Origin of the sequence: Stenomitos frigidus ULC18 (genome assembly GCF_003003795.1) — a bacterium.
Classification (GTDB): domain Bacteria; phylum Cyanobacteriota; class Cyanobacteriia; order Leptolyngbyales; family Leptolyngbyaceae; genus Stenomitos; species Stenomitos frigidus_A.
Genome location: NZ_PVWK01000049.1, coordinates 1 through 25,041, shown reverse-complemented (window position 1 = coordinate 25,041; position 25,041 = coordinate 1). Strand labels below are relative to the sequence as shown.

Here is a 25,041-nt window from a genome sequence, read left to right as displayed (position 1 = left end):
AAAGGCACAGAGCACAGACGCGGGGAAGCGTTTTGGAAAGCAGGAAGACAAGATCATTTAGCTTGTAATCGTTTCGAAATTTTAACGTTTGACAACAACAGAAGCTATCTCTATCTACTTATCTACTAAAGTTGTGCGGGCTTGTTATGTTTTTACGATCGACGTCCATCGGTATGAATGCTGTGCCTATTGTGACATGATTGCAGTCGTTTCAAGCGATCACTTAAAGCACGCGAGAAAGCGAAAGAATTTAGTTGTTGAAAAAAGGTTTAAAGCCAAGCAACCACTGTGAGTAAAGACATTGATGGTTGTGTAAAGGCGCTGGCATAACAAAAAATAGTGATCTTAAATTATCTTGTAAATTAGATTAATTGAGCACAAACAAACGTTACGATCGAGAAAACTTATTCAATAAAAATCATACATTATCGATAACCGCTTGAAAAAACGGCAAGCAAGTATTTGCAGGCTGCTTGCGAGTCAGCGGCGTTACGTGAGGCGATCGACCATCAGTTTATACTCTAAAGATTTGTACGGTAAAAGATGATATATTGCTGAACGAACTGATGCTAAAACGCTGTGAGATTAGCGCTGGCTTGTGGTTATGCTATTTGTGAGATTAATACTGACATATCAGGACTATTGATATGAAGCGGTTGTGTAAACAAAAGACGTCCATCGTTTCGTTGGTAATGCTGTTTGTAGTAGCGCCTACTGGGGCAGCTACAGCTAAACCGCTGGCAGCCTCCTTAAAGATTACGTCTAGTCTGACTCAAGTGCTTAGTACGCTCACCTTTCCGTTGCCTACGAACGTTCCAGTCGGCACTTCAATCCGCATTGGTGGTTCTAGTAGCATGGAGACCATCAATCTAGTGCTGAAACGGCGGTTTGAGCAGCAGTTTGTTGGGACAGAAGTCAGGCTCAATACGCAGGGTACCGGGCCAGCTATCAAAGATCTGCTGGATGGCAATACTGACTTGGCTGCTATCGGCCGATCGCTTACAGAGCAGGAGAAAGCGCAGGGGCTGATTGCTGTGCCTGTCTCACGACACAAGATTGCGATCATTGTGGGGTCTGAAAACCCATTTAAGGGTGACTTGACCTTTGAGCAATTCGCCAAAATTTTTCGAGGTGAAATTAAAGACTGGTTGCAGTTGGGTGGCGTGCCAGGCTCCATTCGGTTTGTCGATCGCCCTGACAATAGTGACACTCGTCAAGCCTTTCGCAATTATCCAGTCTTCAAGCAAGCACCGTTTACAACGGGGAAAACGGCTAAGCAACTCGCTCAAGACAGCACCAGTCAGGTTGTTCAAGCGCTTGGAAAGGATGGCATTGGGTACGCGATCGCCGATCAGCTCCAAGGGCGAGGGGACGTGCGGGTCATCACGATGCACAAAACCTTACCGAGTAATCCCAAATATCCGTTCTCTCAACCGCTTATTTACGTTTACAAAGGACCACAGCCAAATCCATCTGCGCAAGCCTTTTTGGGGTTTGCTACGGCTCCTGCTAGCCGCAAAACGATTGAAACGGCCCGGAAGGAAGCGAGTACCGCGATCGTCACGAACACTGAAGCTGCCGCTCCTCTCCCTAAAGTGACGGTTCCCAGCCCTGTAGCCGTCTTGCCCCAGTCAACAGCTATACCACAAGGGGTTTCACCGTCTCCCAGTAGTCCCGCTGCCGATCCAACCGTTACTGATCAAGCCATACCGTGGTGGCTTTGGCTGCTAGGTCTACCGCTGTTGGGGGCGCTGCTCTGGTGGCTACTGCAAAACCGTCAGGCGCAGTTTGAGGCAGAAGCAATGATGCCGCTTCCCACGGATCAGCCCGTGCCACATGGGGGAGCGTTCGCGCCTGACCCTGCGACACCTGACCCTGCGACGCCTGACCTTACGACAATTCCACCTGTGCCCTTTGATGATGCTGCCAAGATTGGTGGCGCGGCGCTGGCAGGCGGTGCTGTAATGGCCGGCGATCGGAGCAATGTTCTGCCCAGCCCCAATGACAGCCGGATCATCCTGGTGCCTCACGATCGCAGCGATGCATACGCGTATTGGGAAGTGCCCGATGAGGCGAAAGAGTTACAACGCCAGCAGGGGGGACAGACACTGGCATTGCGCCTCTACGATGTTACGGATGGCGTTAACCTGGATCAGCGGCCATCTGGCTTTCAGCAGTTTGATGTTGATGAACTGGTGTGCGATCACCATCTCCCCATTCGCGCAGCAAACCGTGACTATATTGTAGAGCTGGGTTATGTGACCAGCCACGATCAATGGCTGAAACTAGCGCGATCGGCGGCCGTGCGGGTACCCTCGTCGCCAGGAACGGCTGTGGCTAGTGAGTTGAACACTAGTGGGTTCAATACAGGCACTGCTACGGTTACAGGTCGAGAGTCCTTTCAAGCAGACGCCTTTTCCCTGGCAACGGGGCTAGAACCAGCCAGCCTTGGATCAACTACTACGCCACTGTTTTCTGGTGAAGCGGCGCATGAGATGGCAAGCGATCGCATCCTGGATACTCAGCCGACCAGTCAAAGTCAGATTTCTCTGCTCCACCGCAATGCCCACAACGCCTACGTTTACTGGGAAGTGACCCAGGCTGATAAAGATGCACTGAAGCATCAGGGTGGGCAACAGTTGGTGCTACGAGTGTATGAGGTGACGGACACGGAGTCCGCCGCTGCTTATAGCGTGCAGCAGTTTCTGTGCAATGAATGGGATCGAGACCAGCATGTACCCATTCCAGTGAGCAATCTCGACTATGTCGCTGAACTGGGCTACACCACGCTGGATGGACGGTTTCTCACACTGGCACGATCGCCACATACTAGAGTTTCTGGCGGTTAAATAGCGGGGCGGAACCGCTTCAAGAGGATGTGGGTGGTATTGCTTGCGGTCTAAACCCCTCAAACCGTATTTGACAGAAACGAGCCACGGACGATCGCTCAATGTCGCCTGTCTGCAGCCTAAAGCGATAGGATGACTGGTAGCGTCTGCGTAGTGATTAGACTGACTTGCCTTATGTCCTTGCGATCGCGTTTTAACCTTTCCAGGCTTGCTATTGACTACCCCTGGCTCACGCTAGGCTTTTGGATCGCCGTCTCTGTGGCAGGGCTGCTAGCCTTCAGTTCGCTCAAATATGCCCTTTTCCCAGATATCACGTTTCCGGTTGTTGTGGTCAATGCGTCGGCAGAGCTGACGACGGCTCAGGCTACAGAAACCAAACTCACTCAGCCTCTAGAACAGGCGCTACAAAAGTTAGAAGCTGAGGGCTTAAGCGGTGTTCGATCGTCGACGTATCCAGGTCGGGCGATCGTCAGCCTATCGTTTGATGTCGGCACCAATTTAGAGCAGTCCGTCAAGCGCGTTGATGCAACGCTGAAGCCACTCAAGCTGCCCAATGGTGCGACGTACAAAATTACTCCGGTCAACTTGAATGAATCGGCTGTTGCCAGCTATGCCATTGAGAGCAAGACGCAGACGCTATCACGGTTAACGACCGTCACTCAGGAACGGATTCTCCCGACGATCACGCAAGTGCCGGGTGTGCTCAAAGTAAATCTGCTGGGCGTGCCTGTGGGGGCACCGGTCAAAACACCTCCCTCCAAGCCTAATGCCGCAGAACAAGTAGCGTTGGATGCGGGTTCGTCGGCTGTACGGTTTAACGGTCGGGAGGCGCTGTCGTTTGAGGTTGTCAAGCGTAGCGATGCAAACACGCTGGACGTCGTGAAGGTGGTTGACCAGGCCGTTGTAACGTTGCGATCGCAATTGCCGGATGTACAACTGACGCTAGCCGCCACTCAGGCCGACTATATTCGCGAAGCAACCGATTCGACGGTAGACGCCTTGGGCTTGGCGATCGCGCTTTCTGTCATTGTCATCTTCCCCTTCCTGTGGAACTGGAAGGCAACGTTGATCTCGGCACTGGCCATCCCCACGTCGCTGTTTGGCACCTTTATTGTCATGGCGCTGTTTGGGTTCAACCTGGAGACGATCACGCTGTTGGCGCTGGCGTTGGTGGTAGGGATCATTGTCGATGATGCGATCGTGGATGTGGAGAATATTGCTCGACATTTGGATGAAGGCGGCAAGTCGCCTCGGCAGGCAGCCATCGAAGCAACTGACGAAATTGGCCTGACGGTGACGGCCGCAACGCTGACGATCGCGGCGGTCTTTCTTCCCGTTGGGCTGATGCAAGGCGTGGTTGGACAATTCTTTCGTCCGTTTGGCATCACTGTTTCAGCAGCGGTCATCATTTCGCTGCTGGTTGCCCGGACGCTTTCCCCCTTACTGGCAGTCTATTGGCTGCGACCGCGACGCAACCATCCCACTACACACAGCTGGACAGGCTTTGTCCAGGTTTACTGGACGCTCTTGCGGTGGTCGTTGAATCATCGCGGCATTGTCATTGGCATTGCCTTGCTGAGCTTTGTGGCTGGTCTGGCACTCATTCCCATTATCCCCAAGGGGTTTATTCCAAAACTCGATCGCGGTGAATTTAACATCACCTACACGGCTCCTCTGCCCCTTGCAGCACAGGCTCAAGCAGCCCAAGCCCAAGCTGCACAACAGGCTCAAGCGACTGGTAGTAATGTGACTGGGGGTAATGCGGCGACGCTTCCTCCTGGCGTTGACCCGGCGGCGTTGGCAGCACAAGCGCCCCCAGTTAATCCGATCGCGGACTCGCTAGAGACCGCGAAAAAGTTAGAGGCGTTTGTGCTTAAGTCTCCCGAAGTCGAAACGGTCTTTACGACTGTCGGCACACGGCAACAGCCTAATAAGGGCATACTCTACGTCAAGCTGAAAAAGGGTCACACAGTTCATACCGCCGCACTGCAAGACCAATTCCGCCAGCAATTGCCTGTCATTAAGGGCGTTACGACTAGCATTGAGGACATTCAGTTTGTTGATACAGGCGGCGAGAAACCGCTTCAGATCGCCCTTGTGGGTGATGACTCGCTGGTTCTAAGCCAAACGGCAAAGACCATCAAGCAACGGCTTGAGAAACTACCAGGCTTTGCCGATGTCACCACGACAGGTAACGCAAACACCAAAGACAACATTTTTGAAATTGAGCGCTGGAATGCCCGACGGGTTGCTTATGTGAGCGCTAATCTGCGACAGGATATTGCGTTAGGCACTGCGACCGATCGTGTAGTGGCGATCACAAACGAAGTCAAGCCAGCTGCTGTGACACTCGATCTGGGTGGGGATTCTGCCAGAGTGGGCGAGATTTTTAGCAGCTTTGGTGTCACGTTGGGTCTGGCAGTGATCTCCATCCTTGTTGTGTTGCTGCTCCTCTTCCGTAGCTGGACGGATCCCTTTGTGATTGTGTTATCCCTACCGCTGTCAATCGTCGGAGCGTTGCTGGCCTCTTTATTGACTCGTAGCGACTTCGGGATGATTTCCGTCATCGGCATCATTTTTCTGCTGGGTCTAGCAAACAAAAACGCGATTCTTTTGGTAGATTACATCAATCAACTCCGGCGCAGTGGCCTATCGCGCACCGACGCCATTCTCAAAGCCGCGCCCGTTCGTCTGCGACCGATCCTGATGACGACTGCCGCTACCATCCTGGGCATGTTGCCGATCGCCCTTGGTCTGGGAGCAGGGGCTGAATTACGCGCACCCATGGCGATCGCCATCATTGGCGGCTTGATTACGTCTACGCTTCTGAGCTTGATCGTCGTTCCAGTTATTTATGCGTTATTGGACGACTTACGTCTACGCTTAACCGGCAGAAAAGGGTGAGAGGCTGAAGGCGCGCTTCCTGATCAAGTTTGTCTGTAGGGACGCAGGGCTTGCGTCCCTACAGGCGATTGGCAAACGATGGTTCATTGATTGGGTCAAACGCTCCCAACCTTAAACCCTTACCGCATGCGCAAAACGAATTTTGAGATAGTCATCTTCCATCTTTGCTCCTGCAGGATCCAGTGCGGCTAGCGCTTGTGGTAGCACCAGATTGCGACGATGATTGCCAATGCGGATGTTGAGCTCATCGCCAGATTTACTCAGTTCGATTTGATGTTTTTCAATCCCTGGTAGGTAAACTTCCAGACTGTACTGCTGTTTGTCTTGCACCACGCGCAACGTTGTTTCCTTGTAATAGACCTGCGAAGGATCTTCGTTGTTGGGATAGAGGGTTTCCTTCAGGCGATCGAGTGCTGCCAATCCACACATCTCTTCGGAGTACAGCGGCACTTCTTTGATGGGTAGCGGCGAGAAGTTTGAGTGGATTTCCTGACGATACTGCTGCTGCTGTTCTTTCCAGCGCTGAAAGAACGGATCGGAAACAGAATCAGGAAGGATGCGGTTTGCGACGACCATATCCGTTGCCACGTTATACAGGCTCAGATACGCATGAGCACGAAGCGATTCTTTGATCACCATTTTTTCGGGGTTCATGACCAAGCGCACCGAGGTTTGGGTGGCATCGGTCAACACTTTTTCTAACGCCTCGATTTGTTCATAGAACTCGTAGGGGGCATCCATCACCTCTTTGTCAGGCAGAGAAAAGCCCGCGATCGGTCGAAAAAGGGGTTCCACCAATGGACGCAAAGCAACAGAAATACCCTGAAACGGCTTGTAGAACTTTCGCATGTACCAACCGCCCACTTCCGGCAGGCTCAACAGTCGCAACGCGGTTCCTGTTGGGGCCGAGTCGATGATCAGGACATCGTATTCGCCTTCGTCGTAGTGGCGCTTCATGCGCACCAAACCGAAGATCTCATCCATACCGGGGAGGATCGCCAGTTCTTCGGCCTGCACGCCATCCATGCCGCGTGCTTGCAGGACTTGCGTGATGTAGCGTTTCACGGCACCCCAGTTGCCTTCCAGTTCCTTCAGCGCGTCCAGTTCAGCTCCCCACAGGTTAGGACGCACGAGTTTAGGATCGTGTCCCAATTCCAAATCAAAACTGTCTGCCAGAGAGTGTGCCGGGTCGGTGCTGAGAACGAGAGTACGATAGCCCAGTTCAGCGCAACGCAGTCCAGTCGCCGCAGCAACGGACGTTTTACCCACGCCCCCCTTGCCCGTCATCAAAATTACGCGCATGGCGATCGAACCTTTGCTGAGAATTGTTTACGTTCTTTTACTTTATCGAGTTTTCGACCGAAAGTGCTGCTTCAACACATCCAGACGCGAACAATGCCAGTAATCAATGTGGGACACAATCAAGCCCTCGGCATTAAGCGTGATTTCACTCCAGCCAGGAATGTTGATGCGAGGGTTCCAGGGTAGCGGTGTATGCCAACTCAGCGTCCAATCAGTGCGAATAGTGTTGCCCGTCTGCTGAATCGTGTGCAAATTCATTTGGCAGTGGCGAAACCAGGTCTGGATGAAAGCGATCGTTTGCTTGTAGCGATCGATTCCTCGAAACTCACTCGTCGGGTCTTTGAAATACACGTCATCGGCGTAGATGCTGTAGGTTTGGCTCTTCGGAAAGCGCTGATAATCCTCTCGTAAGATGGTAAGAGTATCCATTGCTATTACAGATGTAGATTTCCTTGTGCATCCAGTTCTAAGCTTACAAGCGTTTGCTGTACCGTCTCAGGAATGGCAGTAAAATCTTCGTGGTTGAGGCGTATCCAAGCCTGAATTTGTGGCAGTAAAGCCTCCCATTGGGCTGTGCTTAAACGGTGAATCAGACAAACTTCTGGGGATTCGCTGATATCTACTGCTAGCGTCATTAGCGATGTAAACATCACTTCGTTTAAGACCATTTCAACATCAGTAGGATCAGCTCCAGCAGAGCGATCGGCATAGACTAACAAAGCCATCTTTGCCTGTTGAGAATGTGTCAATATTCCTTTAAGCACGTTTTCTAGCTCTAAATAAATCGCTTCCAGTGGTTGTTGCCAATCAGGAAAGATGATTAAATTGATCGCTTTTAAATGGATTATTTGCTGTTGCTGGAGATCCTGATTCAACAGGGCATTTTGCAAATCAGTCTGAGCTGCCAGAAAATCAGGTTGAAGCTGAATTGCTTGCCGAAAACATGCGATCGCGTCGTCCACTTTACCCAATTGCTGATAGGCTAAGCCCAAATTGCGATGCGCTTCTGCCCAGTCTGGTTTCAATGCCAATGTTTCCAACGCATTACACATTGCCGTATGGTCTGCTGATGCCTGAGTTTGCCCAATTTCAGCATAGGCATACCCCAGATTTCCGTAGATGAGCGCGGAGTTGGGCTGTAGTTCTAATGCAGATTGATAGCAGCGAACAGCCTCCTCAGCCCGATTGTGCTGAATTAAGGCAACACCTAAGTTGATGTAAGCACCCACAAACGTTGGTAATAGTTGAATGACAGTCTGAAAGCAGTGAATCGCATCAGACGTCTGCCCCTGTTCCAACAAAGCACAGCCTAGTTCGTAGTGAGCTTCAGGTTCCGCAGGTTGGGTTTGTCTAACCGTAGACCAGTGCACAATGCTCGATTCTGCTTGACTGTCTAGCTGAGCATTGCATTCATGACTAAGATGCGTTGGTAGACGATCGCCCGTAAAGTAGTCTTTGATGGAGCGTTTTGAACGCCCTTGAAAATGTAGGACTTTGAATCGGATGGTTTTATCTGAATCGAGATGCTTACCGAACGGCTGTTGATGCTGGAAATGAATCGCTTTCACGCCGTTGAGCAGCTCAAAACCATCAGAGGTTGTCATGCCCGCATCATACGTCGAGTCGTCCTTAATCTCTAATAGATCGCCTACTTGATGGGGATACTGTCGCCGGTACTCTGCAAACGCAAACATATCGCTAATAGATGTTGCTAAATTGTTTTGCAACTGTGCCTTAAAGGCTGCTTCAATGATCTGAAAAGAATCAGGGTTTTGATACAGGTTAAAAACAAAGCTACAGAACCGTTCTAAAGATGCAAAGTCATTCACAAAAACGGCACTAGGAACATCAGCCGTCAAGGCAATTTGAACGTTTTTCAACCTCTGTTGATCACGCGTAATATCTTCATATAGCATCACGTCAGAGTCTAGATAAAAGCATTGTTCTAATGCCTGTCGAGACATAAAATCTTTCAAAATAAACCATCGCTGAAAGCAAAATAGTTCATATTCAATTGGATTGGTACTCAGATGCCGATAGACGTGAGCAAACTCCGTCGCTGCATCCATGTACTTGGCAAAAAAGTCATGCTCGACCAGCTCATATCGATTACTTTCATCGCCAATGAAGAAGAGCCGCGATTTCGGGTTCGTCCACTTCGCCTGAGCAATGGTATAGGGCAAGTAGTTGCTATTGCTGCGATGAATCAAAATGATTGGAATCGCCATCTTCAAGCTTTTGAGTAAAAATCACTACCTTTTCATTACGGGCGAGCAGTGCAACGAGCAAGAGCTTTTCGAACACCCTCTTACAGGTCGATTCAAGCGGGTTGGGGATCGTCTTTATAGCTCTTGCACCGTTGCTTCGTTTGTCAGCATATTAGCCTGTCAGCGTAATCGTTGCTCAAGCGTGGATGCTGCAATGCGTTTAGTCGTCATAGCGCATCAGCTTGCGATAGAACGCTTGCGAAAAATCTGCTAGACGCACGCGTTTGAAGTTCATGATGACTTCGATGAGGAAATCTACGAACTCAAAATTTGCCATCATGAGTTCGTAGCTAAGCTCTGAGTTGCCATCAAACTGAATGCGGCAGCGGGTTAAGTCGGCGGGTAAGGTCGAGACATTCCAAGTTGCAATAAACGGGATACTTTCACCGCCCTCAATTTTGCGTTGACCTTCTAAGGCCCCTTTTTGGTAGAGGCTAATTGCTAGCGGTAAGTGCGATCGCTTAGCTGCCTGTGGGTAGTAGGGCACATAAACGCCTACCTGTTGGTTAGCAGCGGGTTGCAGTTGGTCGATGGACATGCTCAATCTTCCTAAAGTGCGCTCAAATTGGAAGCTCGTTGAAGTAGAACACTGCTGACGCTACGGCAAGGCCTTGCAGTCGTGCAGGGCGAAAGAGTGTTGGGAGAAAAGAATCTGGCTGACAGTGATTTTAGCTCAAACATCGATCATGTCCGACGCGTAGCGCAACAATCTAAGTCGCTGCGGCATGGCAGAGTGCGAAACTGGCTAGTGAGAGTCGGAGATTTTAATGACATCGCGGGTTAGTGCTGAGTCAACATTCTCGTAAGATCGCTAGTGCGGCTTCTCTAATAGCCGTAGTATGCCCTAAAAAACCGAGCGATAACGCATGCATGAACAAGGCTCATACCTGCTGACAGGTTCAGTGAAAGGCGAAGAGCATTCGCTGAGCCTGTCAGCAGCTCACTATGGCAAGAATCCGAGAAGCGACCCCCAAAATACTCTATAGTTAGTTGCTTGTCTTCCTCACGCGATCGACTTATTGTGTTTTCAGCGGAGACTAAACGTTAAATAATTTATGGCACCTCTGGTTGCAAATTACTATCTGACTTACCGATGTAATGCTCGGTGTCATTTCTGCGACATTTGGGCGTTGGAGCCGAAACAAGAAGCAGATTTTGAGACGATTCGCCGCAACTTGGCAGATTTAAGGCGTCTCAATGTCAAGTATGTAGACTTCACGGGCGGAGAACCGCTGCTGCGAACGGATGTTGGGCAAATTTATGCCGAAGCCAAGCAGCAAGGGTTTGTCACTAGCATGACGACCAATACGATTCTCTATCCAAAGCGGGCGAAGGAGATTCAGGGTCTAGTCGATTTTCTGAACTTCTCGCTGGACGGTGCTGATGCCGAAACGCATGATCAATCCAGAGGTGTGAAGATTTTTGACACGCTGGTTGAGTCGGTGAAAATTGCCCATTCCTTGGGTGAACATCCGGTGCTGAATCACACGGTCACGGCTCAGAATTATCACCGCATCGGCGAAGTGGCAGAACTGGGGCAACAGCTAGAAGCAAGAGTGTGGCTAAATCCGGCGTTTACGGCTCATAGCAACTACAACTCAAAAAAGAATCCGACTCCGGAGTTGGTGACGGCGATCGAAACGGCTGCTAAACGATACAACAACGTAGGCTACAACAAAGCAGCCCTGGCATTTATTGAGGCAGGCGGCAACGATACCAGCAACCCACGCTGCAAAGCGGTGGATGCGGTCATTGCAATTTCGCCTCACGACGAATTGCTGTTGCCCTGCTATCACTTTGCCCAGACGGGTTTGCCCATTAACGGTCAGCTGTATGACCTGTATAAGCAGTCCGAAGTGGTGGAAGAGTATCGGCAATCTCAAGGTAAGCTAGCCGTGTGTGAAGGTTGCACCGTTTGGTGCTATCTGATTCCGAGCTTCTTCAAAGGTTTAGATAAATATTGGTGGTTGAATCAAGTAACTTATGCCGGAGAGTTCCTGGCCCGAAAACGATTCTTACAGCGAGCTTGAACCGCTGGGCTCGTTGTTTGTCGATCTGCCTGATCGACCTGAAGTAGACAGTGCATCCAGTGAACCTCATAAAGGTGATAACCGACGGCGGAGAGCCGCGATCGCGCTAGTTGCCATTTGGAGTGGCACGATCGGCTTGCACCTCGTTACCTGGGGCTACTGGGTTGTGATTGGCTTAACGGCGCTGATGGGGATTCAGGCAGCGAGAATTTTGTTTGCACGTCCGCTGTCAACACCAGCACTGCTATCTTCCGATAGTAGCGATGTTTTGCCACTGGTATCGATTCTGGTAGCAGCAAAAAATGAGGAAGCGGTCATTGCCAGGCTGGTCAGGACGCTTTGTGAACTGGATTACCCAACTAGTTGCTATGAGCTTTGGGTGATTGATGACAATAGTACAGACAAGACCCCCACGCTGCTACAGCAACTGTCTCAGCAATATAAGCAGTTACGCGTGTTTTACCGTCCAGCCGATGCGGGTGGCGGGAAGTCGGGTGCATTGAATCAGGTTTTGCCTCTGACAAACGGCGAAATCATTGCTGTGTTTGATGCGGATGCGCAGGTGTCACACGACATGCTGCGGCGGGTTTTGCCACTGTTCCAGCGTGAAGCATTAGGTGCCGTGCAAGTGCGCAAGGCGGTGTCCAATGGGTCGGAGAATGGCTGGACTCGCGGTCAGGTGGCTGAAATGGCGTTGGATTCGTTTTACCAGCGGCAGCGGATTGCGATCGGTGGCATTGGCGAACTCCGTGGTAACGGTCAGTTTGTCCGTCGTGAAGCGTTAGAACGTTGCGGTGGCTGGAACGAGGCGACTATTACGGATGACCTGGATTTAACGTTCCGTCTCCATTTAGATCAGTGGGATGTGGACTTTATGGCGCTGCCAGCCGTTGAAGAAGAGGGCGTAACGCAGGCGATCTCGCTCTGGCATCAGCGCAGTCGTTGGGCTGAAGGTGGCTACCAGCGCTACCTTGATTATTGGCGACCGATTCTGCAAAACCGGATGGGCACACGCAAAACGATCGATCTACTCATGTTCTGGATCATTCAATATTTGCTACCTACCGCGATCGTGCCTGATCTGTTGATGTCTGTTTTGCGCAATCGTCCGCTGTTGGTGAGCCCGCTGACGACCTTAACACTGGCTCTATCGGTCATAGGGACGGTTGCTGGGTTGCGGCAAATTCGATCGCAAACCAGCCCGCAACTCGCTCAAAACGCTAAGTACCCATCCAAACGAGCGCAGTTGAGTATGCAGCTTGTCTCATCCCTGCGGCTATTGTTCCATACGGTCTTTGGCACGCTGTATATGTTCCACTGGCTACCCGTCGTGGCTGTAACAACGGCACGATTATCGATTCGTCCCAAGCGTTTGAAGTGGGTAAAGACGATTCATCAGGGAGAGTAAGGACGTCACCTGTGATATCCTTACAGGCCGTCTAGCGGTTAGTTTCAGTTTTGACGCGCGCGATCAGGCACTCCAACCGGCGACAAGCCCGCGATCGAGCGCAAATTTTGTGTGCGCAGGAGTTCGGTAAAGTTCAGCGATCGGCCTTCGATTTCGGCGACCGCTTCAATGGCAGAAAGCAGGTGTCGTGAGGCTTCTGCTTCCTCATAGCCACGCCGCTGAGCCACTCGAAGGGCTGCTTCGTCAGCGTCTAACTCAGTTTGAGTGCTGCGGTTGCCGCGCCAAATTTGGGCACCCGCGATCGCGGTCAAGCCACCCGCTGCAATGATGCCTACCGGGTCGCCCTGGACGAGTTCCACAATGCCACCGACAACACCGGCTGCGACAACGCCTTGATATAAGCTGGGGCGAAACCACTTCACGCCTGTGAGCCAGCTTACAGTCCGTAAGATGAGTAAATCGCGCTGGGGGCGAGAGAGACGATCCCACAGGTCAAAGTTAATCCAAATCGGCCGATCGCGCACCCAGGGCATGGGAAAGGTGCTGTCTACCACGAGTCGTTGTTCGGGCTTGCTAACCAATTTCGTCGCCATCCGACCAGAGGCTGGCATGACATCCAAAAGGCGACGCATCTCAAAGTCTGGGTTCATAGCGTTTGCTGTATGTCTTCACCTGTGTGAATTGTCGCATGAACATAACGGTCGAGACTCGCTCGCTGCTGCTAGAAACCGGGTTTCTTCCGAAAATGCAATCGTTTTCTAAGTCCCATTCAGAAACCCAGCTTTTTGGCACTAAAGTGCCTGTAGGCTCGGAGCCAGCGTCTCAATTGCTGGCTGAACCTGTCCGGCTCCAGCTTCAGTTGCAGTGACAATCAGCAGCAGCATATGCTTTGGCGATGGGCGAACGAGGACAATACCACCGATCGGTTGGGCTTTGCCTGCGATGGTCAGGCTCCCTGTCCAGTTCATTAACATCCCACCCCCTGTTTCAGGTTGGGGCACTCCCGGTTGAAAGCCTTCACCGCGATGAAAGACAGTTGTGGCAACGGTTGCTAGATTCTCGTTATCCACACCAGGGGACAGGCCGATCGCGCCGTTTTGAGGTTGAGCTTGAGTGACAACGGCATATGCGAGGTTGCCATCTGTAGCTTCGACCAGCACTGAACCTGCGATCGGGCTTACAGTATAGCCTTTGAGTAATCCCACTTTAAAGCGACCCGCTGGATCTTGATACGTGCCTGCTAGTGGCAGTGGTGGAGTTGCTACAGGCGTAAGGGGGACCGCGACCGGTAATGGTGATGGTTGCGTTGGTGATGGTTTTGCTGGTGCTGAGATCGGAGCCTGAGCCAGCGAAGAGGGGCTACTAAAAGAGACGCTTAAGGGTGATCGATCGCCGCTAGCAACCGTAAGGGCGATCGCTACCAGCAGTCCCAAGAACCAATATCGCTTGTTTCGCATTTGTCGCTCCCCTGCCCTATCTGCCCAGAATACCGGGATTGTCCGTATCGAATAGCCCTGCCACACAGCCTATCATCAGGGTTGCCAGCGTTGCCGCCCAGAGTGCTTTCCATCCCACTTCCGTAATGTCTTTGCGGCGAGATGGCACTAGCCCCACTAGGCCACCGACAAAAATGCCCACTGATGGAATGTGCGCAAAGCCGCAAAGGGCATAGCTGACGATGAGCAAGGCTCGATTGCTGATCTTGCCTTCACTTGCCAGTGTTGCTAGCTGAAAGTAGGCTGGTACCTCTGTATCCAACAGCCGCCGACCAATCAGCTGCGACGCTTGCCAGAGTTCCTGCCAGTTGAGGGAGACTCCAGTCAAAAAGGTTAGAGGTAGGAATAAAGCGCCGACAATATTTTGTAGCGTGATCACCTTGAAGACCGTGCCGATCGCCCGTATCAAACCGTTGCTGCTTAGTGCAAGAGACGCCAGATTGGCAAAGAATAGGTTAACGAGGGCGACAATACCCAAAACTGCGATGAGCAGGGCAGCAATGCCGATTGCCAGCTTTGCCCCATCCATCGCGCCAATCACCAGACTTTCCATCGGGCTGAGGTGCGTGGCTGTGGGGGCATCTGTTTCTCCAGTGGTCTCTGTTCCGGCTTCTTCTTCCACCACTTTGCCTAGTGTTTGCGGCACCTGTGTTTCAGGGACAAGCAGTTTGGACATCACAAAGCACGCTGGAATGGCCATAAACGATGCTGAGACCAGATGCCCCGTGATGTTGGGAAAGACCGGACGTAAAAAGCCTGCATACAGCGCCAGAACGGTAGACGCAATGCTGCCAAAGCACGATGCTAAAATTGCGCACAATTCGCTGCGGGTCATCGTTGCCAGATAGGGACGCACAACCAGTGTTGCCTCAATGCCAACAAAAATATTAGCGGCACCGCTAAGGGCTTCTGCACCGCTGAGATTCATTGTCCGGCGAAAAAGGCGGGCAAATAGATTCACGATCGGCTGAATCAGCCCCAACGCGTAGCAAAGCGACAGCAGCGCCGAGAAAAAGATGACGCTGGGCAAGGCTCGAAAGGCGAAAACGTAGCCCACGTTGATGTTATCGGGACTCAGGCGATCGCCCGGTACTGGCACATAGGGTGGCGTAATGGCTCTAGCAATCCACCGTCCTGCTAGTACTGGCCCCGGTACCTGCGATGGCTCTGGTACCAGCACCGTACCAAAAATAAAGCGGGCTCCTGCTTCCGCCACATCCAACACGGCATTCACGCCATCGCTCAGGACAACGATTAAAGCACGCGTTGCAGGCACTAGAAAGACAAATAAACCCAGGATAAGCTGTAGCCCAATGCCCCAAAAAATCACCCTCCAGGGCACCAGTCGTCGGTTTTCAGACCCTAACCAGGCAATGCCGCAAAGACACACCATTCCCACTAAAGACAGGAGATTCAACCAGGGCATGATGACAAGCGTTCCTTACGGCATGATGCGAGTTGACCTTGATAGGAGTCAGTTTAGAGGCCGATTGACTCATAGAAGAACGGGTGAGATGAACTTGTTCACCCTCACCCGTTTTTAGGTTGTGCTCACTATACCAAACCTGCTGACACCAATACTGTTCGTGCATCGGGCGATCGGACGCTATCAAACCCGCAGGAAAACCCCTTATCGCGATCGAATATGCTCGTTACTTGCGATCGCCATCCTGCTTCACCAGCAGGACAGATTTAACGGGTCGCATAATTGGCTCACCAGCCTCATCACGCTTTCCATAAATAGTCTTGCCATCGTAATAGAGCGACGATGAACTGCCGCCATCCAGGTTCATCGCTTGCTCAACATCCAGCGTTTGCATGAATGCTGCCAACTCCTGCAACGTCATCCCACTGGCAGAAGCGCCTGGTTTTTGAGCCACCATGACCCAAAGAAGACTGCGATCGCGCGTGATACCGATCGCCGTTCTCGCATTGGGCCGACGACTTCCTAGAGCATCGCGCACAACGACTCCGTTCGCTTCTGCTACAAAACCTTCTTGCTGTGCCGTCATGGCTGGCAGCAAACGTGGGCCACCCCCTAACGCATTAACCATCTCACAGCCTGCGGGAACAGCGTCGTTGTGGAGAGCAAAAGCGTATTGGCGGCGATCGCTACACTGATACTGCCGAAACTCCGTACGATTGAGAATCTTGCTTAAGTACGGTGTCAGCTTGGGATTCTGCATCAGGCTTGCATTCTGCTGTGGGTCTGCCAGAACGTTGCCGTTCACCACTACGTAGGCCGTCGATTGCTGATTATCAGGATCAAAAAAGCCACCATTGAGAACCGCGATCGCCGCCTGCCGTTGGGCGATCGCGGTGACGGTCTCAACCGTGTCTGAGACCGCAGGCAGCACCAAAAAATGTCTCTCTATTGGGATCTTCACCGTATAGACTGTGCTATTCGCTAGGGTGTAAGACTGATATTGAATGGTTGGCGCTGGCACAGTAGCAGTAGGTGTTACTTTAGCGGTAGGACGTGGCGCAGACGATAGTAAACGCTGAACGCCCCAAAGCAATGCCCATAGACCGATCATGCTGATACCCAGTAACCAGATTGCTTTCACTTCGTTGCACCGTTACACCGTAGGCCAGAGTCAGGACATTCAAAGTCAGGACATAATTTTAAGACCGATCCTTCGCTTTTGGTTATCTGTCATGAAGGGCTAGCTGCGATGAAGACTAACGCTGTTCGTCTTTTGGATACTTTAGGGATTGCTTACGAATTACGTGAGTACGAGGTCAATCTCGATGACCTATCAGCCGAGAGTGTAGCTCAAAAGGTGGGACTACCTCCAGAACAGGTGTTTAAAACGCTGGTCATGCGTGGCGACAAGACGGGTGTTTGTCTGGCGGTCATCCCTGGCAATATGCACCTTGACCTCAAAGCGCTAGCAAAACTGGCGGGCGATCGCAATAGCCAACCCGTTCCGCTTAAAGATGTCCAACCGCTGACGGGATACGTGCGTGGTGGCGTTACTGCCCTTGCCTGCAAAAAAGAGTATCCCGTTTTTGTCGATGAACTCATTGAGGTGTTTGATATAATTTCCCTTTCTGCGGGCATGCGAGGGCTGCAAATCCTCCTCACTCCAACTGATTACTTGCGAGTAGTTAAGGGCATTATCGGCACTATTTCTCAAGAAAAAGCGTAGTTTATAGTACAAATTTACTATGATTATGATGAGAGTCTGGGGCAGAAGAGTCTGTAGAAAAAGGGAGTGCAATGAGTGTCATCACGCGACGATTATCAGTGCCAGAGTTGAGCCAGCAGATTTTAACGATGGCAAAATCAGGCGTTTATCGAGAATCGGTGTTTGAAGCGCTGCATCCGATGGCAACGAAAAAGCAAATTAGTGCTGCGATCGCCCACGCCAAGCGCTTTGGGCTTCACTCTGTTGCCAGTCTGCGTGATGACGAATTGGGCACGTATTATCAGGTTGATTTGGTGAAATATCAGTCGCTGGAACACGCGATCGCTACCCCTACTCACTTGGGCAATGATGCTGATCTGCTGGAACGGGTCATGCATGCCAACAGTGCAGTGCAGCGTATGTTAGTCATTGCCCAAGCCTCAGCGACGCTCTTGGGCGTCATTGGCATTATTTGTTTGCTAGACAACCGCAATCAACTTGGTGTTGGGTTACTCAGTGGTGCGGTGAGTGCAGCAGGTATTTGGGCACTGCAGCGATCGCTCAGCAAACAGGATTTCTGAAACGCCATCATACGTTTCGCTGTTTGCGGTTCACAATGGCTTCAACTTTAGCCGCAACAGCAGATGCACCCGGTTGATCGTTAGGATTGCGGGTGTACCACCACGCCCAGGCGATAAGCAATGCTTGCAACGGCAGTCGTGCCCAATAAAGTGCCGGATTGTGAGGAACGCCTTCCAGTTCAATATTGTTGATCGTCATATTGATATTGGCAGGAAACACCGCAATAAAGAGCGCAATCAAGCCCCAGGCTGCCGCGACGCTAACCAGCGGCATGAGTAGCCCAAGGCCACCCAAAATCTCGAAGAAACCGCTGATGTAAACGAGTTCCAATGGATAAGGTAACTGCGGTGGCATGATCTTAACGAACGGTCCAGGCTTGGCGAAGTGAATGATGCCAACCGTGATGATCGAGATTGCCAGCACGACCCGCAGAATCTCTTTGCGGTGGTGCGATCGAGGCTGAACCAGAGACATAAGGGGAAAGAGCCAAATTTAAGTAGACACTAGCAGTTCATCATTTCATGCAGCATCTGTCTGGAGTCAGCTTTTTCAACGTGAATCGCCCAATCAGCACACTCTAAAGCCGCAGCATTGAGAATGCCCAGTGCCTTAACCGATGCCAAGGCGGTTCCTTTTGGGTCTTAGTATTGGCTGAATCTTCAAAAAACGCTACCAATGCTTGTGCAGCTTTCTCTAAGCCAGTCGGATCGCCAGGGTAGTGAGCGTCTGCTGTCTCAACCAACGCCAGCATCGTTTGAGCCGTTGGCTCAATGCCACAGGCATGCAAGAGGTCAGAGGCACGTTTGATTTGATCGGCATCAAATTGAGGCAATTGCATTCTTCTCACCGGATGAATCTTGCTTTTGATCGGGTTCATCAGATGTGATGTCTGTATGCAGACATCACTCAGAAAATCGTTTATTTCTTCAGCGATCGACCTATTTCCAGGTTAAGAGAGCCTTACTTTATCTCTAAGCGTCAACTTATCTCACAGGGAGGAGAAACTGTAGACACTCAGTTGCCGTTTGCTCATCGTTCCACACGGCGCTACTCTATCTAGTAAGGTTCCCTCTTTGTGACGCAAAAATTCAAACGCAAAAACTCAGGCACAAAAAAGCCGCCCCGAAACGGGAGCGGCTACCTGGTTACACTCTTTTGGAGACACGCAAAGACTGAGACTAGTTCAGCCTTTGCATATTTGCACTAGCTCATACCAACGTGACTGCGATCGTACGTTGCCTGAAAGACTGGATTAAACGTTTCTTGAAGGCGTTCCCAGTGGCTAGCTGTAGAAGACATGCCGACTTCAGCCGCCGAGCGCACCAGCATCACCTGCTGACGTTTTTTCATTGCCCGATGATGATTCATCGTCAACGCCCGCGCTTGATCTTGGATGGAAAAAACAGGCGCTTTGGCAGAGTTCACGGCTGCTGGTTGAATCGCTGTGGCTTGTGGCAGAGCCTGTGCCGTCGGCTGCACTGTGTAGGACTGGCCACGATAGGTCAGCGCTGTGCCAGCAGACACACCCGCATTAGCAGAGACCGTTTGGGTGGAGGGCTTAATTGCGTAAGCAGACCCACGGTAGGTAAGAATGGCACCCAAGGCTCTAGCCTTGGACACTTCAGCTAGACGGTACTTTGCTCCACGAGCTTGTAGAGAAGAAGGATTGAAATCGTAGTTAACGCCACGATAAGAGAGTTTCATATTCGCCTCCTGGATGATGTGTTGCGAGAGGCGCGTTCCTTCGGGATGACTCCCTACTTCCGTCCGGTTTCTGTTTCTGGAAGACTCTTCTCGAATCGTGAGGTTTAATTCCAGGGCAGAACGCAAGATGAACGATTTACTGTTCTGTATCTAATCATACAATTTTGAGCTGAAATCGTCAATGTCTGCAAAATCGATTTGGCTCACACTCAATGTAGTGTTGCATGAAGCTTTATGTTTGCTGTTGTCTGTGCGATCATCGGCGCGATCGACCAGTTTTCCTAATCCGCCTCAATGCTGTTGGACAAACGGGCCGCTTAGCGCTAAAACAACTGTGAAATGAGCCTCAGATTGCTGAGCAAACGTGGATCGTTACAGGAGAGTGTTGGCGATATGACAGCGTATACTGATGTGACAACAGCACTAATCAAGAAGACAAGAGCACGAGAAGAGGCTCTGGGTCTGCGTGACGACGCCTGCCGTTCTCGCTTTTTGCTGCAGCCCAACGCAACGCCCAAAGTCGTTGTCTTTTTCCACGGGTTTACAGCCGCGCCAGCCCAGTTCGATGCCATTGGCGATGCGTTTTTTCAGGCAGGCTACAACGTCTTGATTCCACTCATGCCAGGGCACGGGCAGGCGGGTGATTGGAATGATGACAACCCACCGCCGTTGCCGGAGAATCCACACATTTACCAGGAGTTTGGGCAAAACTGGCTGGAAAATGCTCAGTCTCTTGGCGATCGCGTATTGGTGGGTGGTTTATCGGGTGGTAGTACTCTCGCAGCATGGCTCGCACTTGAGCATCCACAGCAGGTCGATCGCGGTTTGCTGTTTGCCCCCTATCTCAGCGGCACCAATGCCCTAGTAGACTGGGTGGTCGAACGCATGAATGTCTATTTTGAATGGAAGACGCAGCCTGGAGTCGTGGGCTTTGGCTATAGCGGGTTTCACATGCCAGCGCTACGAGTGTTCCTGGATTTAGGACAACAAATCCTCGATCGTGCTCAAGTGCAACCGTCTGCTCCGCTGCTGATTGTGTCGAGTGCGGGTGATAGCGCGGTTGATAGTGAAGAACATCAGCAACTCTTTCAGGCGGCACTTAAGTTTCAGCCGAAATGTTGGTATCACTGCTTTAATCGCAAGTTAGCCATTCCGCACAACATGATGACGCAGTTAGAGGGTAATCAATATGCCGACTTACCGATCGCGCTTGCCAAAGCTTACGCTGAAAGCAACCTCACCTGGAACGCCATTACGACCTTCAGTGAGCGCTTGCAGCAAGGAGAGGCGTTTGAGACGATCGCCAAACAACTCGACTTGAGCCCATCGCTCTCACCCGATTTGCCATCAATGCTAATGACCTTACGGCTTCTAGCGGATGACATTGCTTGACCCTGTTAGCCATAATGCAGTGCCTGTGATATTGATCACAACCTGATGTGATACTGATTACGTTTTTTGAGCCTCTGTTATCACGGTTACGACTGGAGAAGGATGACATAACTAAAGAGACCTATGTTCCAAAGTCGTCATGTCTGGTTCTTTGTTAAACAAAAGTGGTGCTGTACTGCATGCGATCGCCATTACAACTGCTCTAGCAGTGATTTCTGGCTATCTACCCATGCAACCCCTCTCGCTCTCTCTCCTCCAGTCCACGCTGCAAGCCCAGTTACAGAATAGTCAGAAGTGATCGGGTCAGCGGTCAGCATTCACTCAAAACTCAAAACTCAAAACTCTCCCCTTCCCCTCCCCCCAATTGCCTAAACTAAAGGGAACGCGCTCAAAAGGTAGTCATGGTGCGCTTAAAACTTTGGCAGTGGGTGGCGTTAGGGTTGCCGATCGCTAGTATCATCAGCTTTCTCGTCATCGCAGCAGGGTTTCAGATTCAACAGTGGGACATTAGCTGGATCTGGGGTGTTGTGGTGATCATGTTTGTCATCTGGCGCTGGTTGCTGGTGAAATGGACACAACCAGCCTTGGCACAGGTGCGAGCAGTAGTTGCTGAAGTTACAGAAGAATTGGAGGCGGCAGACTCTACAGCTGTGACAGCTGCGCCGATCGGTAGCTCCCTGCAACAGGCTGAGACAGCCATACAAACGATTTTGGAAGAGGCGCGCACTGACCCACCGCTCTGGGATGGCTGGGCTGAGTTTTGGGCACGGTGCAAACAGGTGGTCGAAGCAGTTGCCCATGCCTATTACCCACAGGTGCAGCGTCCCTTGCTTCAAATCTATGTGCCCCAGGCGTATGCGCTGATGCGAGGCACCGTAGAAGACATGGATCAATGGATGCAAAAGCTGTCGCCAGCACTTAATCAGGTGACGATCGGGCAAGCGTATCAAGCGTATGAAATCTACCAAAAGCTGGAACCATCGGCACGGAAGATTTTGCAGGCGTGGAACTGGGCACAGTGGCTTTTGAACCCAGTGGCGGCACTGGCAAGAACGGCAACGCAGCGATCGAGCAATCGCGCCACACAGGAATTGCTGGTCAATCTGGGTCAGCTTTTGCGGGAAGCGGCATTGACGAATCTGGGTAAACAGGCGATCGCCCTTTATGGCGGAATGTCTCCAGCAGCGTTAGAGCTGTCGTCTACAAAGGCTGCCCTACCCAAAGCGAAAACTCAAACCTTACGCGAGATTCTGTCTCAAGTGGAACCGGCTGAGGTGTTGGAGCAGAAGCCAATCAATATTCTGCTGGTGGGACGCACGGGAGCCGGAAAGAGTAGCCTGATCAATACCCTCTTTGTCGATCGCCGTGCTGAAGTAGATGTGCTCCCAAGCACCGATCGCGTGCAGGATTATCATTGGCAAGCGGCTGGCGGCGAAACACTCACGCTTTGGGATACGCCTGGTTACGAGCAGGCAAACCGGACTGACTTGCGAGAGCAAGTGCTGGCTTATATCACTCAGGCAGATTTGCTGCTGCTGGTCACCCCGGCGCTTGATCCAGCGCTGCAAATGGATCTGGATTTTCTCACAGAAGCGCGATCGGATGTGTCGGACTTGCCTGCGATCGCGGTGGTCACTCAGGTCGATCGCCTCCGGCCCATCCGCGAGTGGGCACCACCCTACGATTGGGAATGGGGCGAGCGTCCCAAAGAAGTTGCGATTCGGGAAGCAACAGAATATCGCGCTGGACTATTGGGTGATTTTTGCAATTTAGTGGTACCGATCGTCACAGGCGACTTGCAGACTGGTCGGGCGGCCTGGGGTGCAGAACAGCTATCGGTAGGGCTGATCCAAACGATCTCGCCTGCCAAGCAGCTGCGCCTCGCGCGGTTTCTGCGGAACCTGGATGCCCGCACGATCGCTGCCGCCAAAATTATCGACCACTACATGTTTCAAATGACTACGACACAGGGGCTCACGGCATTGCTCAAGAGTCCCGTGCTGCGGTTCATTTCCACTCTCACGACTGGATCACCAACACTGGCATATCTTCTAGCAGAACAAATTCCTGTCGAGCAATTACCAGTGGTGCTTGGCAAACTTCAGATGGCATATGACTTATTCACGTTACTTAATGACGCTTTGCCAAACACACGCAATTTTGACCTGCTGGCCTTATGGTCGCTGTTAATGAACAACGCCACGACACCCGATCGCAATGCCTGGGCGTTTGGTCATGCCGTCACAGAATACTGGACACGTTCCCTTACGACTGACCAACTTGAGGCGCAGTTTGAGCATTATCTGCAGCAGTATGCCGTGAAGTAGGTTTATGAAATGAACAAGCGGTCAGCTATCAGCTATCAGCTATCAGCTATCAGCTATCAGCGGTCGGTCATGTTATGGCGAGGTGCGGTAATCGGTCTGAGCCGGGACTTCACCTTCAGTTTGTGGTAGCGAGGGGCGTAAGGCTAGATAGCCGATCGCGCCCATGAGTGGCAGTAACGCAATCACCCAAAACAAGCGCTGATCGGTCAGCCCTCGTCGCGCCATATCATCCTTCAACAGTGCGGGAAAGAGCAGCGACAGCAAGCAAAAATCCAGGCTCATCACGTGAATAAAACGGCTCGATCGCCACTGCTGCACAAAGTCCGTCCAGTCGCCTTGACGGATGCCATAGAGTAGTAGGCTTAGTGTCGCGATCGCCAGCACCAAGCCTAACCAACGCGAATCCAGAATTTTGAGCAACCACGTTTTCTTGCCGACAAACGATGCATTTGGCTCCCGTAGCGCTAAATAAGGCACGATGGCAAATGCTCCCACTGCAAACGATGCTGTTGCAAACAGCCATGCCGGAATTTTTTGCATCCTTCCATCAATGAACAACACGCAGCTATAAATGACAGGTATCACGCCCATGATGTTGAAGAGCGCCACAATAAGCGGATTGATGCCTGCAATTTGCCCCGTTGAAAGGTGCTTGATCACCTCTAAAGTATCGGGACGATCGGGAGGAGCCAGAAAAAAAGCGTAGGTGACAAACCCAAGCCACAATAGCCAAAAGCCAATTTTTCTAACCATAGTTCACGATGCAGCGCGCTTCTCCTACACCCTACATGCTTCACCCGTGATGCTGCCAGGAATTGAGGCGGCGGTAGACAGCGGGAGGAGGCAGGGGGGCAGGAGGCAGAAGGTGAGGAAAGGCTAATAGTGCTAGGGCTAAAAAGACCGCTTTGATTGGGCTGTAGTGGTTTTTACTGAAGACTCTCTAGAGATTCACGGTCTCTTCATTAAGCTTTTACGCGTTCTTGCCCCAAAAAGAATGGCAACCTGCGATTCTAAGAGAAACTCATTTCATGCGGACAATGACAGCTCTTTTTATCGGTGTTTCGTTTCTCTTGGGCTTCTGTACTGCGATCGCTAGCATCGTTGCGCTGTTTCAGGTCTACTTCATGCCAGCAGAGTAAGCAACCTGGTGTTGAGGGTTGGTTAAAAATAAGCGCATGTTTTTTGGAAGCTCTCAGCGGTCAGCAACTGATTCGGTACTGATCACGGCGAAGTGTCGGTCGCTTCAGCGTTGCGATAGACTGACGACTCGTTGCTAAATAGTGCCTTAAAGATCACATCAGTACTGAAGGATGGAACGGCCTTCCTCTCTAAGGAACACGAATTTAATCACTCCGACGTTTCCCTTAGGGGCGCACGGCCGTGCGCCCCTACCTGCAAACAATTTGTCGATTTTATTGAATCCACGAGCCTAAGGAACGTAAATTAAATAATCTGCAAATCTGCCACTCTGTAGGGGCATGGCATTGCCCATTGGTGTCAACTTAAGGTTTCAGCCCAGATGTCAAGCGCTTGTGCCTGCCGCCTTCGCTGCCACTGTCGCTGGGCTTTAACTAAGTAGCTGAGGGTTACAAAGCTCAGGTATGTAACGGTTCATGAATGAGCCAATTTCGAGGGAAACCGAAATCGTT

21 protein-coding genes and 1 riboswitch are annotated in these 25,041 nt (G+C 51.4%); of the genes, 9 read left to right on the top strand and 12 right to left on the bottom strand.

Going from position 1 to position 25,041, the window contains the following annotated elements:
- Positions 1 to 647: 647 nt before the first annotated feature.
- Both C7B82_RS08395 and C7B82_RS08390 read left to right on the top strand, forming a co-directional pair.
- The gene (locus tag C7B82_RS08395; RefSeq protein ID WP_106255849.1) at positions 648 to 2,849 is read left to right on the top strand and encodes a DUF4912 domain-containing protein; all 2,202 of its coding nucleotides are present in this window, start codon (positions 648 to 650) and stop codon (positions 2,847 to 2,849) included.
- A gap of 174 nt (positions 2,850 to 3,023) precedes the next feature.
- Positions 3,024 to 5,753 (top strand): efflux RND transporter permease subunit, encoded by a 2,730-nt coding sequence (locus C7B82_RS08390; RefSeq protein ID WP_106255848.1) that lies wholly within the window; start codon positions 3,024 to 3,026, stop codon positions 5,751 to 5,753.
- A 111-nt stretch (positions 5,754 to 5,864) separates the two neighbouring features.
- On the opposite strand, the gene C7B82_RS08385 is transcribed toward C7B82_RS08390, so the two are convergent.
- The 4 genes from C7B82_RS08385 to ebsA form a co-directional block, all read right to left on the bottom strand.
- Positions 5,865 to 7,055, bottom strand: a complete 1,191-nt coding sequence (locus C7B82_RS08385; RefSeq protein WP_106255847.1) for a TRC40/GET3/ArsA family transport-energizing ATPase — start codon at positions 7,053 to 7,055, stop codon at positions 5,865 to 5,867.
- Positions 7,056 to 7,097: 42 nt separating this feature from the next.
- Positions 7,098 to 7,484, bottom strand: coding sequence for a C6orf136 family protein (locus tag C7B82_RS08380; RefSeq protein ID WP_106255846.1), 387 nt, complete (start codon positions 7,482 to 7,484; stop codon positions 7,098 to 7,100).
- A gap of 5 nt (positions 7,485 to 7,489) precedes the next feature.
- Complete coding sequence (locus tag C7B82_RS08375) at positions 7,490 to 9,283, bottom strand: tetratricopeptide repeat protein (protein WP_106255845.1); 1,794 nt, start codon at positions 9,281 to 9,283, stop codon at positions 7,490 to 7,492.
- Between the two features lie 199 nt (positions 9,284 to 9,482).
- Entirely contained in the window at positions 9,483 to 9,860 is a 378-nt protein-coding gene (gene ebsA, locus C7B82_RS08370; RefSeq protein ID WP_106255844.1) for a type IV pilus biogenesis protein EbsA, read from the bottom strand.
- A gap of 517 nt (positions 9,861 to 10,377) precedes the next feature.
- On the opposite strand from ebsA, the gene C7B82_RS08365 reads away from it, so the two are divergent.
- Both C7B82_RS08365 and C7B82_RS08360 read left to right on the top strand, forming a co-directional pair.
- A complete protein-coding gene (locus C7B82_RS08365; protein WP_106255843.1) occupies positions 10,378 to 11,352 on the top strand; it encodes a radical SAM protein in 975 nt (324 codons plus the stop codon).
- Complete coding sequence (locus C7B82_RS08360; protein WP_106255842.1) at positions 11,306 to 12,760, top strand: glycosyltransferase family 2 protein; 1,455 nt, start codon at positions 11,306 to 11,308, stop codon at positions 12,758 to 12,760. Before C7B82_RS08365 ends, C7B82_RS08360 begins: the two co-directional genes overlap by 47 nt.
- Before the next feature lie 44 nt (positions 12,761 to 12,804).
- Here C7B82_RS08360 and C7B82_RS08355 read toward each other — a convergent pair whose 3' ends face one another.
- The 4 genes from C7B82_RS08355 to C7B82_RS08340 form a co-directional block, all read right to left on the bottom strand.
- On the bottom strand, positions 12,805 to 13,410 hold the full coding sequence (locus tag C7B82_RS08355) for a DUF3318 domain-containing protein (RefSeq protein ID WP_106255841.1): 606 nt from the start codon (positions 13,408 to 13,410) through the stop codon (positions 12,805 to 12,807).
- A 141-nt stretch (positions 13,411 to 13,551) separates the two neighbouring features.
- Complete coding sequence (locus C7B82_RS08350; protein ID WP_106255840.1) at positions 13,552 to 14,217, bottom strand: hypothetical protein; 666 nt, start codon at positions 14,215 to 14,217, stop codon at positions 13,552 to 13,554.
- A 16-nt stretch (positions 14,218 to 14,233) separates the two neighbouring features.
- A complete protein-coding gene (locus C7B82_RS08345; RefSeq protein ID WP_181357406.1) occupies positions 14,234 to 15,682 on the bottom strand; it encodes a NupC/NupG family nucleoside CNT transporter in 1,449 nt (482 codons plus the stop codon).
- 226 nt (positions 15,683 to 15,908) lie between these two features.
- Positions 15,909 to 16,823 (bottom strand): phosphodiester glycosidase family protein, encoded by a 915-nt coding sequence (locus tag C7B82_RS08340; protein ID WP_106255838.1) that lies wholly within the window; start codon positions 16,821 to 16,823, stop codon positions 15,909 to 15,911.
- A gap of 108 nt (positions 16,824 to 16,931) precedes the next feature.
- Between C7B82_RS08340 and ybaK the strand changes: the two genes are divergently transcribed.
- Both ybaK and C7B82_RS08330 read left to right on the top strand, forming a co-directional pair.
- Positions 16,932 to 17,408, top strand: coding sequence for a Cys-tRNA(Pro) deacylase (gene ybaK / locus C7B82_RS08335; protein ID WP_106255837.1), 477 nt, complete (start codon positions 16,932 to 16,934; stop codon positions 17,406 to 17,408).
- 71 nt (positions 17,409 to 17,479) lie between these two features.
- Entirely contained in the window at positions 17,480 to 17,968 is a 489-nt protein-coding gene (locus tag C7B82_RS08330; protein ID WP_106255836.1) for a hypothetical protein, read from the top strand.
- 7 nt (positions 17,969 to 17,975) lie between these two features.
- Here the strand turns inward: C7B82_RS08330 and C7B82_RS08325 are convergent, their stop codons facing one another.
- The 3 genes from C7B82_RS08325 to gifA all read right to left on the bottom strand — a co-directional run bounded on the left by C7B82_RS08325 (position 17,976) and on the right by gifA (position 19,673).
- Complete coding sequence (locus tag C7B82_RS08325) at positions 17,976 to 18,443, bottom strand: DoxX family protein (RefSeq protein ID WP_106255835.1); 468 nt, start codon at positions 18,441 to 18,443, stop codon at positions 17,976 to 17,978.
- A gap of 103 nt (positions 18,444 to 18,546) precedes the next feature.
- Entirely contained in the window at positions 18,547 to 18,846 is a 300-nt protein-coding gene (locus tag C7B82_RS08320) for a hypothetical protein (protein ID WP_146141099.1), read from the bottom strand.
- 326 nt (positions 18,847 to 19,172) lie between these two features.
- Entirely contained in the window at positions 19,173 to 19,673 is a 501-nt protein-coding gene (gene gifA, locus C7B82_RS08315) for a glutamine synthetase inactivation factor IF7A (RefSeq protein ID WP_106255833.1), read from the bottom strand.
- A gap of 29 nt (positions 19,674 to 19,702) precedes the next feature.
- Positions 19,703 to 19,809, bottom strand: a riboswitch (Glutamine riboswitch).
- Between the two features lie 203 nt (positions 19,810 to 20,012).
- Between gifA and C7B82_RS08310 the strand changes: the two genes are divergently transcribed.
- From C7B82_RS08310 to C7B82_RS08305, 3 genes are all read left to right on the top strand, one after another.
- The gene (locus C7B82_RS08310; RefSeq protein WP_245939796.1) at positions 20,013 to 21,065 is read left to right on the top strand and encodes an alpha/beta hydrolase; all 1,053 of its coding nucleotides are present in this window, start codon (positions 20,013 to 20,015) and stop codon (positions 21,063 to 21,065) included.
- A gap of 139 nt (positions 21,066 to 21,204) precedes the next feature.
- Complete coding sequence (locus C7B82_RS32090; protein WP_181357405.1) at positions 21,205 to 21,363, top strand: hypothetical protein; 159 nt, start codon at positions 21,205 to 21,207, stop codon at positions 21,361 to 21,363.
- Positions 21,364 to 21,466: 103 nt separating this feature from the next.
- Positions 21,467 to 23,392, top strand: a complete 1,926-nt coding sequence (locus C7B82_RS08305) for a GTPase family protein (RefSeq protein WP_106255831.1) — start codon at positions 21,467 to 21,469, stop codon at positions 23,390 to 23,392.
- Positions 23,393 to 23,464: 72 nt separating this feature from the next.
- Here C7B82_RS08305 and C7B82_RS08300 read toward each other — a convergent pair whose 3' ends face one another.
- Positions 23,465 to 24,145: a DUF2834 domain-containing protein gene (locus C7B82_RS08300; protein WP_106255830.1), complete on the bottom strand. Its 681-nt coding sequence runs from the start codon at positions 24,143 to 24,145 to the stop codon at positions 23,465 to 23,467.
- Positions 24,146 to 25,041: the final 896 nt, after the last annotated feature.